Consider the following 12,554-nt stretch of genomic DNA (forward strand, 5'->3'; position numbering starts at 1 on the left):
CCATGCGGGAAGTGAGTTTGGAACGCAACACCAACGAGACGCAGATCGAACTGACCCTCAATCTGGACGGCGCAGGCCGGTATCAGGTGGACACCGGCTGCGGGTTTCTGAACCACATGCTGGAGCTGTTTGCGCGGCATGGCCGGTTCGACCTGGTGCTTACCTGCCACGGCGACGTGGAGGTGGACTACCACCACACCGCCGAGGACATCGGCATCGCACTGGGGCAGGCGTTTGCCAGGGCGCTGGGCGATATGCGGGGCATCTGCCGCTACGGCAGCTTCTATCTGCCCATGGATGAGGCACTGGTGCTCTGCGCCGTGGACCTGTCCGGCCGGTGCACCCTGAACTGGGATGTCCGCTGCAAGACCGAAAAGGTCGGCGATTTTGATGTGGAGTGCGCCTCGGAGTTCTGGCTGGGCTTTGCCCGGAACGTGCCCGCCACGGTCCACTTTGTACAGTTCGCGGGCGAGAACACCCACCATATCCTCGAAGCCTGCTTCAAGGGCGCAGGCCACGCGCTGGCTGCGGCGGTCAAAATCGACGCCGCCCACCGGGACGAGATCCCCTCCACGAAAGGACTGCTGGTATGATCGCGATCATGGATTATGGGGTGGGCAACCTGTTCAGCCTGAAGTCGAGCCTGGCCCATCTGGGGCAGGAGGCCGTCGTCACCGCCGACCCGGCGGTCATCCGCGCGGCCGACCGGCTCATTCTGCCCGGTGTGGGGGCATTCGGCGACGCCATGGCCAAGCTGGAAGCCACCGGCCTGGTGCCCGTCCTCCGGGAAGAAGCCGCCAAAAAGCCGCTGCTGGGCATCTGCCTGGGGATGCAGCTGCTGTTTGAAAAAAGCTATGAGTACGGCGAACACGCGGGCCTGGGCTTCGTAAAAGGCGAGGTCTGCCCGCTGGAACCCGACCTTGCAGACCGGACACTCAAGGTGCCGCAGATCGGCTGGAACGCGCTGCACATCGTCCGGGACGACCCGCTGTTCCGCTACATCCACGCGGGCGAATACGTCTACTACGTGCACAGCTACTACGGCACGAACTGCGCGGAGAGCACACTGGCGGTGAGCGATTATTCCATCCCCGTCACCGGCGTGGTCCGTGCGGGCCGGGTGTATGGAACGCAGTTCCACCCCGAAAAGAGCGGAGACACCGGCCTGCGCATCCTGAAAGCCTTCAGTGAATTGTGAACGGCCCAACCCTCTCCGTCATCGCTTACGCGATGCCACCTCCCCCGAAGTGGGAGGTTGAAAAGCTCCCCCTTTGGGGGAGCTGGCGCGAAGCGCCTGAGAGGGGGAAGCCAGTTAAAGGAGATCTATAATGCAATTATTTCCAGCCATTGATCTACGGGACGGAAAGGTCGTCCGCCTGACGCAGGGCGACTACGACCGGATGACCGTCTACGGCGAAGACCCCTGTGCCCAGGCGCGGAAGTTCCTGGAAGCCGGGGCAAAAAATCTCCATGTCGTGGATCTGGACGGTGCCAAGGATGGCACCCTTTCCAACTACGAGGCCATCGCCGCGCTGGCAAAACAGGGCGGCCTGTACATTGAAGTCGGCGGCGGCATCCGCACCGAAGAGCGGATCGAGACGTATCTGTCGCTCGGCGTGGGCCGCTGCATCCTGGGCAGCGTGGCCGTGACCGATTTCGACTTCACGGCCCGGATGCTGAAACGGTACGGCGACCGGATCGCCGTGGGCGTGGACGCGAAGGATGGATACGTTGCCATCCATGGCTGGAAGGAGGTCAGTACCGAACAGGGCGTGGACTTCTGCAAGCGGTTGGCCGAGGCGGGCTGCCGGGCCATCATCTACACCGACATTGCCTGTGACGGCGCGATGCAGGGCACGAATCTGGCTCTCTACCGGCAATTGCAGGCCGAAGTGCCCGGCGTGGCCTTCACGGCCAGCGGCGGCATCTCGTCGGAGGCCGAGCTGGAAGAGCTGGACCGGATGGGCGTGGCGGCGGCCATCCTGGGCAAGAGCCTGTACACCGGTGCACTGGACCTGAAACGCTGCGCTGCGCGGGTGCAGCGCTGAACCGGAAGGGAGCAGAACATGATAACGAAACGCATCATTCCCTGCCTGGATGTGCGGAATGGCCGGGTGGTCAAGGGCACGAACTTTGAGGGCATCCGGGATGTGGCCGACCCTGTGGAGATGGCCCGGCTCTACAACGCCGCCGGGGCCGATGAGCTGGTGTTCTACGACATCACGGCCAGCTTTGAGGGCCGCGCCCTCTTCACCGATATCCTCACCCAGGTGGCGAGCGAGATCTTCATCCCGCTGACGGTGGGCGGCGGCATCCACACGCTGGAAGATTTCGACCGGGTGCTCAAGTGCGGGGCCGACAAGGTCAGCGTCAACTCTGGTGCGCTGCAGGACCCCGGTCTGATCCCGGCGGCAGCCCAGCGCTACGGCGACCAGTGCGTCGTCCTCTCCGCCGACGTCAAGCGGGTGAACGGCCAGTTCCGCGTCTTTGCCAAGGGCGGGCGCGAGGATACCGGCCGCGATGCGCTGGACTGGATCGCCTGGTGCACCGAGCACGGGGCCGGGGAGGTCTGCCTGAACAGCATCGACACCGACGGTGTGCGGAACGGCTTCGACCTCGAAATGCTGGACGCCGTGGCCGCGCAGGTGCATGTGCCCATCATCGCCAGCGGCGGCGCAGGCAAAAAAGAAGATTTTCTGGAACTGTTCCACCACAAGGGCATCGACGCGGGCCTTGCGGCGGGCATCTTCCACCAGAAACTGCTCTCCATTGCCGACCTGAAAGCCTACCTGAACGAAAATGGCATCGAAATGCGGGTCTAAGCTCTTGCGTTTCGGCCCCATTTAGGATAAACTGTAAGTATCCCCTTTTGAGGGGGAGGAGAACTACGATGGAATTGAAATTTGATGAAAAGGGCCTCATTCCTGCCATCGTGCAGGACCACTACACCAAAGAGGTGCTCACCCTTGCCTACATGAACGCCGAGACGCTGGCACTGACCATCGCCGAGGGGCGGACCGTGTTCTGGAGCCGCAGCCGCCAGGAGATCTGGCGCAAGGGCGACACCAGCGGCAATGTCCAGCATGTGGTGTCCATCACCGCCGACTGTGACAACGACGCGCTGGTGGTGGAGGTGGTCAAGGACGGCCCCGCCTGCCACACCGGTGCCGAGAGCTGCTTCTTCCACGAAGTATATCTCTCGCCGGAACTCAAGCAGTTCAGCTGGCAGGGGCTTTATGCGCTCATCAAAGGCCGCAAGACCGACCCCCAGGAGGGCAGCTACACCACCTACCTGTTCGAAAAGGGCAAGGAGAAGATCCTGAAAAAAGTGGGCGAAGAGTGCACCGAGGTCATCATTGCGGGCGAAAAGGAAGACCGCGCCGAAACCATCTACGAGATCAGCGACCTGGCATACCATGTGCTGGTGCTGATGGTCCAGGCAGGCATCACGGTGGAGGACATCACCCGTGAGCTTGAAAAACGACATGTCATCGACCACAAGGTCAAACAGGAAAGGATGCAGTGAGTTTCTATGGCAGATTACAGGAAGTCCAGCGTGCATTGCCACTCGACAATGTGCGACGGCAGAAATACGTTGCAGGAGATGGCCAGCGCCGCTTGTGCGCAGGGTCTGACTACACTGGGCTTCTCCGGCCATAGCTATACCCAGCGCGACCGCGAATACTGCATGAGCCCCAGCCGCACCGCGCAGTACAAGGCCACCATCGCCAAGCTCAAGGCGGAGTACCGGGGCAAGGTGGACATCCTCTGCGGCATCGAGTGGGACGTGCTGAGTGAGGATAAGCCCGAAACCTACGATTACTGGATCGGCGCCGCGCATCATCTGTACGGCAAGAACACCGGCCGGTATTACGAGATCGACTTCCGCCCGCAGGACCTGCACGACTGCATCTTCGATGACTTCGACGGCGACCCGCTGGCCGCAGTCGAGGCCTACTTTGCCGAGGTGGCAAAGGTGGCGGCCAAAGGCCCGGACATCCTGGCTCACATCGACCTCATCAAGAAGCTGAACGGCGAGGGCGAGTTCTTCGACGAGGAGTCTCCCCGCTACAAGGCCGCTGCCCTCAAGGCACTGGCTGTGGCCAAAGAGCATGACTGCCGCCTGGAAGTGAACACCGGCGGCGTCTACCGCGGCTACCGCAAGGATTTCTACCCCGGTGCCTGGCTGCTGGGCGAGTGGCAGAAGATGGGCGGCAGAGTCATCATCACGGCCGATGCCCACGACACGGCCAGCCTGACCTTTGACTTTGACGAAGCAGCCGCTGCCCTCCGGGCCGCAGGCTTCACCCAGGTGGATGTGCTCACCGTCAACGGCTTCGAAGCACAGGAACTGTAACGGTATCATCAGAATGGCCCTCTCTGTTCCAGACGGAGAGGGTCATTTTCCGGTCTGATAGGAGGAACTGCATGACCCAAACCGCAAAAAGATCCCCATTTACGATGAACGTAGACCTGATGCACGGCCCCATTTTCAAGAGCCTGGTCGTCTTCATGCTGCCCATCTTCGTCTCGAACCTGTTCCAGCAGCTCTACAACACGGTGGACACCATGATCGTGGGCAATGTGCTGGGCGACACGGCGCTGGCCGCCATTGGCTCCTGCGGCTCGATCTACGAGCTTCTGGTGGGCTTTGGCCTCGGCATCGGCAACGGCCTTGCCATCGTCGCAGCGCGCTCCTACGGAGCGCAGGATCACGATCTGCTCAAGAAGACGGTGGCAGGCTCCCTTGTCATCGGCCTCATTGCCTCGCTCTGCATCACGCTGGCCGGTGCGGTGGGTCTGCGCCCGCTGCTGGTGCTGCTGGACACCCCGGCGGAGATCCTCGAAGACGCCTACCGGTACATCATCGTCATCGACTACGGCGTCCTCGTCATGTTTGCCTACAACCTCTGTGCCGGTCTGCTCCGCGCCATCGGCAACAGTTTTATGCCGCTGGTCTTCCTGCTCCTCTCGTCGGGTCTGAACATCCTGCTGGACCTGCTCTTCATCGCCCGGATGGGGATGGGGGTGCAGGGCGCAGCGGTGGCTACGGTCATCTCCCAGGGCGTGTCGGTCCTGCTCTGCATCGTGTATGTGTTCGCCAAAGTCAAGCTGCTCCTCCCGGAGAAAAAGCACTTCCGGGTCGGCCGACATCTGTACTGGGAGCTGTTCAGCCAGAGCATCTGCATGGGCCTGATGAGCAGCATCGTCTCGGCGGGCTCGGTCGTTTTGCAGTATGGCATCAACGGGCTGGGCACACTGGTCATCGCCGGGCACACCGCCGCCCGCAAGATGTTCATGTTCACCGATATGCCGCTGCTGAGCATGGCATCGGCGGGTTCGACCTTCGTTTCTCAGAACTGCGGCGCGGGCCAGCCGGACCGCGTCCGCAAGGGGATGAAGGAGATCTACCTCTACTCGGTCGTCGTGGCCGTGGCTGCGGTTCTGCTGATGCGGGTGGCAGCACCGTGGATGGTGGCCTTCGTCTCCGGCTCCAGTGAGCCCATCGTGCTCGAAAACGGTGCCCGCTACCTGCTCTGGAACGCACCGTTCTACGCGGTGCTGGGCATCCTGCTCTCCACCCGCTACGCCTTGCAGAGCCTCGGCAACAAGGTGCTGCCGCTCTTCTCCAGCGTCATCGAGCTGGTGGGCAAAGTCGTCTTCGTCGTGCTGTTCATCCCGAAGTTTGGGTACGATGCGGTCATCCTCTGTGAGCCCATCATCTGGTGCGTCATGGCGGCTTACCTTGTGGCCGTCTATCGGCACGACCCCTTCGTCTTCCCGAAACAGGAAAAGCGCTGAACGGCAGCGCACAAACCGAAAACAGACGCAGAGAAGCATGATTTGAGGGAAAATCGCATGAGATTTTATCAAACTGTTATCCTTCTGTGAATTTTAGCACTCTGCTATTGACAGTGCTAAAAACATGTGTTATAACAGGGCCGTGCTCAGGAGGAAGGGCAAACGGAGAGCCGCAAGGCGCTCCGGAAAGCCTTTCCGAGTGGACGCTTCAGATTTTTTGCCCCGACCCGAACGCCGGGATTGGAGGAATGATTTATGCTTATGCCGACTGTTTTCCATGAAAACCTGTTCGATGATTTCTTCGATCCGTTCTGGAATGACGCTGCACTGGAACGTATGATGAACCGTGAGGCTCGTGATACCTTTGGTAAGCGCGGTGCAAACATGATGAAGACCGATGTCAAACAGACGGACAACGGCTACGAGATGGCCGTTGACCTGCCGGGCTGCAAGAAGGAAGACGTTCAGATGGATCTGAACGACGGCTACCTGACCATTCAGGCAGTGCGCAGCCACAGCAATGACGAAAAGGACAAAGAGGGCCGCTATCTGCGGCGCGAATCCTTCTCCGGCACCTGCGCCCGCAGCTTCTATGTGGGCGATGTGAAGAAGGAAGACATCCACGCAAAGTTCGAGGATGGCGTCCTGCACGTCGAGCTGCCTGCTCCTCAGCAGACGAAGGCTTTGCCTGAGAACCCGAATCTGATTGCAATCGAGTAAAACGCCGGTCGTGTGCGCCAAGGCACAACGCACATAAGATGCCCCCGGAGAGCCGCAACAAGCTCTCCGGGGGCATTTTTGCGCACAGAAAACCCCGCCGCATGGGAACAGAAGCGTGTCCGGTGCGGCGGGGCAGAAGAGGACGATGGGGGCAGCTTACAGGGCAGAATAGCCGAAGCTGTTGACGAGAGCGTCGATGCGCTGGCCGGCCTTGCACAGGGGGCAGTCGCGGGAATCGAAGCTGGCGTAGTCGGGCAGGTTGGACGGGTCGAAGATGGACGTGACCGGGATGCCCAGGCAGTCGGTGGCGGTGGCGAAGATGGCCGACAGGCCCGCGACCATGCCGCCGTAGTAGTTGACAGCCTCGATGGCGGCCTGTGCGGTGTAGCCGGTGGTGATGGAAGCCGCCAGGATGAGCACATGCTTGCCCTTGACCATGGGGGCCAGATTGTCGCGCAGGATGATCTGGCTGCCGGTGGTGTACTCCGGCGTGATGACATAGATGGTCTGGTGGGCGTTCATGTTGGCGAAGCCGTCTTTCGTGAGCTCGTTGGCCAGGCAGGTGCCGATGACCTGGGTGCCGTCCAGGCAGAGGACGGTATCCACGACGGTGCTATGCTGATAGGCAGCCACCAGCTCCTTTGCCACGGCCTTGGCCTCGGACAGACGGGATTTCTGGGTGGTCACGTCGATGTAATAGTTGATATGGCTGTGGCTGGTGGCAAAATGCCCCTTTGCCACGCGCAGGAACAGACTGCTCTTATTGGTGGGTAGCTTTACCATGTTGATCATAACTGCAACACTCCTGTTCATCAAAAGTCCGGACTTCCGGTTCCGGGCGGAAAACAAACAGCGCGGCGGCATGTTCTGAGCCGCTGCGCTCCCATCCTTTTCCATGACCCTATTGTAAAGGAAAAACACCCTGTACACAAGATACAAAACTGCTGAAAATCAGAGGAAAAATTGAGACACCTTGCCAGAACGCGGGCAAACAAAAACCGCCCGGAACCAGTCCGGGCGGAACATGCGGAGCGTTTGCAGAAGATCAGCCCTGTGCGCGGGTGGTCTTCCAGTTCAGGGAGTACTCGTTGTACTGCAGGTCGGGGCAGTAGGTCAGCACAACGGACTGGCCCGGTTCGAGAGCAGCGCCCAGAGTCAGTTTGACATTGCCCGACACGGAGACGTCCTTCTTCAGGTTGGTATCGCACAGGGAGGCATCCAGGGTCAGGCCGTTGGAAGCCGTATACTTGGCGAGGATGACCTTGCCTTCCGCGTCCAAAACGGTGGCCTTGAAGTTGTTGGGGTTCACATAGATGGGGTTGGAGCGGCCATTGGTGATCTTAAAGGGGAAGGCAATGGTCGTACCGGTGACATCCGGTGCGGTGTAGCTCTTGCTGGCCTCCACATAGGTGCCCATGGCGGCAGTGACCTGCAGGACCGTGAGCTCACCGGGCGTCGTGCGGAGCGCGTTGTAGGAGTCGCTGGTATCGATTTTGCAGCCGGTGAACAGGCTGGCACCGGCAACGGCGACAGCGGCGACGGCAGTGTATTTCAGGAACGAGCGGCGGGAAAATGCGAAAGACATGATGGTTCCTCCTTTGTATGGGATCACATATCATTTTGCCAAAACGGCCTTGCCTATACAATAGGCGAAAACCGGGCGGATGTCAATGCTTTTCACAGATTTTTTGAGAAGATCTCACCCCAAAAAAACAGAGGTGAGACGAAATTTCGTCCCAAAAGGTCAGCTGTTCTTCAGGTCGGAAGCGCTCATCACGAAGGTGATGCTCTTGCCGGATGCGAAGGTGGGGTTGTAGGTCACGGTCATCTGCTGCCAGCCGGCGGGCACCATGCAGACCAGCTCAATGTAACCGGTGCCCTGCGGGGGCAGGCTGGGCACATCGGAGAAGCTCTCCGTGGCAGCGTCGTACAGGGAGACGTAAGCGCCAGCCTCGGCAGCCTGGCCGTCCACGGTGACGGTGAAGTCGGTGGTGGAAGCGGACAGTGCGTGGAAGTAGGGGGCGGTGTTGGCGGCGCGGGACGCCTCATCGGTCAGGGGATAGGCGGCGTCGATCTCCGCGATGTTCTGTGCGCCGATGGCCATGCTGTCGGTCTTGGAGCGGTTGACGGCCGTGACCAGAACGGCGACATACTGGTGGCCAGCCACATCGGGTGCATCGGACAGGGTGAAGACGCTGGACAGCTGGACGCCCAGGTTGTTCCAGTTGCTGACCTTATCGCCGACCTTCACCTCGACAGAGCCGTTGGAAGACTGGCAGCCGCCCAGCATGGATGCGGCACCCAGTGCAAGCGCAGAAACGCCGGTGACCTTCAGAAAAGCGCGGCGGGAAATCTTGTTCGACATAAAACTGCCTCCTTAATTGGCATAGCCTTTTTCTTCTATGGTTCGTTTATAACATCTTTTGCCGAGAAGTGCAAGCCTTTTGCGGAAAAATTAACACGAGTTTCACACAGGGGCTTACTGCTCCGGGCCAAGGCCCTTGACGCGGGTCTCGCTGGTCTTGACCAGATTTAAGAGGCTGGGGGTATAGAGCGGGAACTCCCGCGTCAGGCTCTCGGTGGTCATGGAGAGGCAGGCCGGGTCCTTGACGCCCTCGCCGACGCCGACGTTCTCACCGGCCAGCAGGGCCTCCACATTGGACTCGTTCATCCGCATCACGGCATCGGCGTAGCCGGGCCAGCGGCGGGCCTCCACGCTGAACAGGCTCTGGGCGTTGTGCGGCTCCGCAGAGTAGAGCAGGCGGAACATCTTGGCCACGGCCATCATCAGGTAGCTGCTGACCTCGGTGGTCAGGGCCTTGCTGTGGCACTCGCCGATCTTGGCATACAGCACGTTCAGGCTGTTGGAGATCAACTTTTTGTTCATGGTGGGCAGCACGCTGCCGTGATAGATGTTGTCCTTCATCTTGTCGGGGTTGGGCAGCTCGTCGGCGGTCAGCATCATGCCGTTGCGCTCGGCCGAGCGGCCCAGCAGATAATCGCAGGACACATTATAGTAATCTGCAACACGGACCACGAAATCCAGACCGCACTCGCGGATACCCTTTTCGTAGTGGGAGAGCAGCGCCTGCGAGACGCCGAGGTCTTCCGCTGCCTGTTTCTGGGTGATGCCGCGTTCCTTGCGCAGCAGCTTGATGATACGATTGAATTCCATGATCTTTGGCTCCTCAGTGAAAAATGAGACTTCTTTGATTTTTGGTTTACAGCATGTTGATTATACACAACGGAAAACGACTTGTAAAGCAAGCAAAATGACGGAATTTTTTGACGAATTTCGTCATTTTTGTCAAAGCTCTTGCTCTGACTACCATATCTATGCTAAACTAAGGGGCAACTGGTATATATTTTGTGCCGCGCCGGGGTCGTGAAAATTGCGCCCGGCGTGAAGAAACGGGCACAATGAGACGATCTTTGCGAAAATCGAGGTGTTTTGACCCATGAAAACATTCAAACTGCATCTGATCCGCCACGGCATCACGGCGGGCAACCTCCAGGGGCTGTACATCGGCAGCGGAACGGACATCCCCCTGTGCGACGAGGGCCGCGCCCAGCTGGCCGACCTGAAGGAGCGGTTCGAGTACCCCCAGGTGGACACCGTGTTCTCCTCGCCGCTGATGCGCGCCGTGGAGACGGCGAACATCCTCTTCCCCAACGCGGCCCATCAGTTCTCGGTCCACGACCTGCGGGAGGCGGGCTTCGGCGTCTTTGAGAACCACCCCGTGAAGGAGCTGGTCAAGGACGAAGACTTCAAGAAGTGGATCACCCCCGGCTCCGGCTTTGTGCCCGAAGGCGCGGAGCCGACCGAAGCGTTCCATGCCCGCTGCTCGGAGACCCTGCTCAAACTGTTTGAGTATATGATCCGGATGGACGTTACCGAGGCAGCCTGCGTGACCCACGGCGGCGTCATCATGAGCATGCTCAGCCAGCGGGCCCTGCCCTCCCGCCACCCGGAACAGTGGATGGCAGACCCCGGCTGCGGCTACACCGTCCAGACGGACGTTCAGCTCTGGATGCGGGACCGTCTGGTGGAGGCCATCGACATCGTGCCCTTCGGCTACGCCGATACCCTGCGCGGCCAGGCGGAGTCCGAGGAAAACGAGGCATACGAGTAAATACACGGTAAAATTCCGGGCAAAGACCTTGACAGGCTGTCCGGAATTTACTATTGTATAGAGAGAACTATTTTTCCGCTGTTAGGAGGAATCCCCGATGTCACAATCTCTGTCCCGCCGCTCGTTCCTGAAATGTGCCGGCTCTGGTGCAGTCAGTCTGGCGGCTGCCCTGCTCACCGGTGTTTCGGCTGCGGCGCTGGCCCCCTGCTACGAGGGCGAACCGGCCCTGCTGGACGGCAAGGCCGCTGTGGAGCTGCTGGGCTATGCCCCCGCGCCGGAACTGGGCAGCACCCTGGTGTATCTGTCGGTGGAGAACCTCTCGGCAAAGGCGCTGGCCGTGGGCACGAGCTATCTGCAGAGCCGCGAGATGACCACGACCGAAGAGCTGTACCGCCTGGGCACCGGCTTGACGGCTGTCTGCGACGGCCAGCCCGTGCGCTGCGGCAGCTTTGCAGCCCCGCTCTATGGTGAGAACGCGGCGGATGCCTCGGCCTTTACGCTGAATCTGGCCGCAGGGCGCGGGGCCATGCTCCACTGCTTCTGCGAGACGCCGGAGGACTGGAACACGCTGGAGCTGACCTACCAGCCCGATTTTGCCTCCGGCCAGACGATGCACTTTGTGGTGCGCCGGGACATGGACGAAGTCCAGCTGGGCGCGGTGCCCACGACCCCTGCCGAGGTCGGCAGCGTCGTGGACCTGTAATGAGATGACACAAAAAAGATCCCTCGTGCATGGCACGGGGGATTTTTGCTGTCTGTCAGGGGGCCGATGCGGCGGTCAGGGCTTCCCCGGCGGAATTGGTCACGGTGAGTTCCTGACCGGTCAGGCTGGAAACGAGGGCCAGATAGCTCCGGCCGGCCAGCAGGTTGAAGGGCCGGCCGTCGGCGTCGTAAAAGGCGAAGGTGGAGTCGCTGCCCTGCGTCCAGGTCAGGGTCCACAGATGCCCGCCGTTGAGCCAGACGCCGCCGCCCATGCTCAGGTCGTAGTCCAGCGTGAGGCCGTCGTCCCGCAGGGAGGAGGCGCTGAACAGGATGAGCAGGTTGTCAAAACCGGTCTGCTGGCTGTTGTTGGCGTCCAGCTGGGGGGTGCTGTCGGCATGGAGCATTTTGTAGGTGCCGCTGGCAGCGTCGTAAACAAAGCCGGTGGCGTTGTCTGCACCGAACTGGACCTGAACGCGGACGGCATCAGCAGCGGAGGCGTCGGGCAGCTTGCCTTCCGTCTGCTGGGGCAGCAGCGGCGGGACGGACAGGGTGGGGGATGCTTCGCTCTCGCTCTCCCCTGCGGCGCTGGAAGCAGCGTCGGTCAGGCGGGACTCCGACAGGGCGGAGGAGATGTTCAGGCTGCGCAGCACCCCGGCCAGCGCATTGCCGCTGGTGCGCCACAGCGGGCGGCTGGTCCAGGTGGTGTCGCAGGTGAAGGCGTTGGTGCCCACTTCCAGCGCATCGACCGCGCGCAGGGAGTAATAGTCCAGATAGTTCTGGTCAAAGGCGCCGCCGCCGCGCTGGACGGGCAGAACCTGCTGCCCCACGAGCAGCCGCCAGTAAAGGTCCTGCCCGGCGTCCACCGGGCCGACCTGCGGCACAGCATCCACGGCCGGGTAGACCAGGCACAGGCTGGTGGCGCTCTGGGGCTCGGTCAGGGCTTCCAGCACCAGAGATGCCGAGGAAAGCCCCCACTGGGTGGTGCTGGACGTCTCATTCTCGATCGTGACGGCCACCGGGCGCTGCCCCGGCCAGAGCGCTTCCTGCCCGGTGAGCGGGTCGGTGGGAGCCGCCGAAGAGGCGGTGTCCGCAGCGGGAACGCAGCCGGTCAGCAGCGCGGCGCAGAGCGCAAGGCACAAAGCAGTCCGCTTCCAAAATTTCATCTTGTTCCTCTTCTGCCCCGCAGCGCGGGGCTGG

General features: G+C 61.0%; 15 protein-coding genes. 10 read left to right on the top strand and 5 right to left on the bottom strand.

Features of this window, described 5'->3' with window-relative positions:
• Positions 1–2: 2 nt before the first annotated feature.
• The 8 genes from hisB (at position 3) to DWY95_RS12140 (ending at position 6,522) form a co-directional block, all read left to right on the top strand.
• Entirely contained in the window at positions 3–593 is a 591-nt protein-coding gene (gene hisB, locus DWY95_RS12105) for an imidazoleglycerol-phosphate dehydratase HisB (RefSeq protein ID WP_118553697.1), read from the top strand.
• A complete protein-coding gene (gene hisH / locus DWY95_RS12110; RefSeq protein ID WP_097791794.1) occupies positions 590–1,198 on the top strand; it encodes an imidazole glycerol phosphate synthase subunit HisH in 609 nt (202 codons plus the stop codon). Before hisB ends, hisH begins: the two co-directional genes overlap by 4 nt.
• A 130-nt stretch (positions 1,199–1,328) precedes the next feature.
• A complete protein-coding gene (gene hisA, locus DWY95_RS12115) occupies positions 1,329–2,048 on the top strand; it encodes a 1-(5-phosphoribosyl)-5-[(5-phosphoribosylamino)methylideneamino]imidazole-4-carboxamide isomerase (RefSeq protein WP_097791793.1) in 720 nt (239 codons plus the stop codon).
• An 18-nt stretch (positions 2,049–2,066) separates the two neighbouring features.
• Positions 2,067–2,822 carry an imidazole glycerol phosphate synthase subunit HisF gene (gene hisF / locus DWY95_RS12120; protein ID WP_118553698.1) on the top strand — a complete coding sequence of 252 codons (756 nt, stop codon included), beginning with the start codon at positions 2,067–2,069 and terminating at the stop codon, positions 2,820–2,822.
• A 68-nt stretch (positions 2,823–2,890) separates the two neighbouring features.
• Positions 2,891–3,526, top strand: coding sequence for a bifunctional phosphoribosyl-AMP cyclohydrolase/phosphoribosyl-ATP diphosphatase HisIE (gene hisIE, locus DWY95_RS12125; RefSeq protein WP_097791791.1), 636 nt, complete (start codon positions 2,891–2,893; stop codon positions 3,524–3,526).
• Between the two features lie 6 nt (positions 3,527–3,532).
• Positions 3,533–4,357 (top strand): PHP domain-containing protein, encoded by an 825-nt coding sequence (locus DWY95_RS12130; RefSeq protein WP_118553699.1) that lies wholly within the window; start codon positions 3,533–3,535, stop codon positions 4,355–4,357.
• A 71-nt stretch (positions 4,358–4,428) separates the two neighbouring features.
• A complete protein-coding gene (locus DWY95_RS12135; RefSeq protein WP_118553700.1) occupies positions 4,429–5,802 on the top strand; it encodes an MATE family efflux transporter in 1,374 nt (457 codons plus the stop codon).
• 255 nt (positions 5,803–6,057) lie between these two features.
• Entirely contained in the window at positions 6,058–6,522 is a 465-nt protein-coding gene (locus DWY95_RS12140; RefSeq protein ID WP_097791788.1) for an Hsp20/alpha crystallin family protein, read from the top strand.
• A 156-nt stretch (positions 6,523–6,678) separates the two neighbouring features.
• Here the strand turns inward: DWY95_RS12140 and DWY95_RS12145 are convergent, their stop codons facing one another.
• The 4 genes from DWY95_RS12145 to DWY95_RS12160 all read right to left on the bottom strand — a co-directional run bounded on the left by DWY95_RS12145 (position 6,679) and on the right by DWY95_RS12160 (position 9,697).
• Entirely contained in the window at positions 6,679–7,314 is a 636-nt protein-coding gene (locus DWY95_RS12145) for an orotate phosphoribosyltransferase (RefSeq protein WP_118553701.1), read from the bottom strand.
• A 253-nt stretch (positions 7,315–7,567) separates the two neighbouring features.
• Entirely contained in the window at positions 7,568–8,107 is a 540-nt protein-coding gene (locus DWY95_RS12150) for a twin-arginine translocation signal domain-containing protein (RefSeq protein ID WP_118553702.1), read from the bottom strand.
• Positions 8,108–8,266: 159 nt separating this feature from the next.
• The gene (locus tag DWY95_RS12155) at positions 8,267–8,887 is read right to left on the bottom strand and encodes a twin-arginine translocation signal domain-containing protein (protein ID WP_118553703.1); all 621 of its coding nucleotides are present in this window, start codon (positions 8,885–8,887) and stop codon (positions 8,267–8,269) included.
• Between the two features lie 114 nt (positions 8,888–9,001).
• A complete protein-coding gene (locus DWY95_RS12160; RefSeq protein ID WP_118553704.1) occupies positions 9,002–9,697 on the bottom strand; it encodes a helix-turn-helix transcriptional regulator in 696 nt (231 codons plus the stop codon).
• A 283-nt stretch (positions 9,698–9,980) separates the two neighbouring features.
• Here DWY95_RS12160 and DWY95_RS12165 point away from each other — a divergent pair, with 283 nt between their 5' ends.
• Both DWY95_RS12165 and DWY95_RS12170 read left to right on the top strand, forming a co-directional pair.
• Positions 9,981–10,655 carry a histidine phosphatase family protein gene (locus DWY95_RS12165; protein ID WP_118553705.1) on the top strand — a complete coding sequence of 225 codons (675 nt, stop codon included), beginning with the start codon at positions 9,981–9,983 and terminating at the stop codon, positions 10,653–10,655.
• 97 nt (positions 10,656–10,752) lie between these two features.
• Complete coding sequence (locus DWY95_RS12170) at positions 10,753–11,358, top strand: Tat pathway signal sequence (protein ID WP_118553706.1); 606 nt, start codon at positions 10,753–10,755, stop codon at positions 11,356–11,358.
• Positions 11,359–11,413: 55 nt separating this feature from the next.
• Here DWY95_RS12170 and DWY95_RS12175 read toward each other — a convergent pair whose 3' ends face one another.
• Positions 11,414–12,520 carry a DUF3048 domain-containing protein gene (locus DWY95_RS12175; RefSeq protein ID WP_118553707.1) on the bottom strand — a complete coding sequence of 369 codons (1,107 nt, stop codon included), beginning with the start codon at positions 12,518–12,520 and terminating at the stop codon, positions 11,414–11,416.
• Between the last annotated feature and the right edge of the window lie 34 nt (positions 12,521–12,554).

Origin of the sequence: Faecalibacterium sp. AF28-13AC (assembly GCF_003478405.1) — a bacterium.
GTDB lineage: Bacteria > Bacillota > Clostridia > Oscillospirales > Ruminococcaceae > Faecalibacterium > Faecalibacterium prausnitzii_E.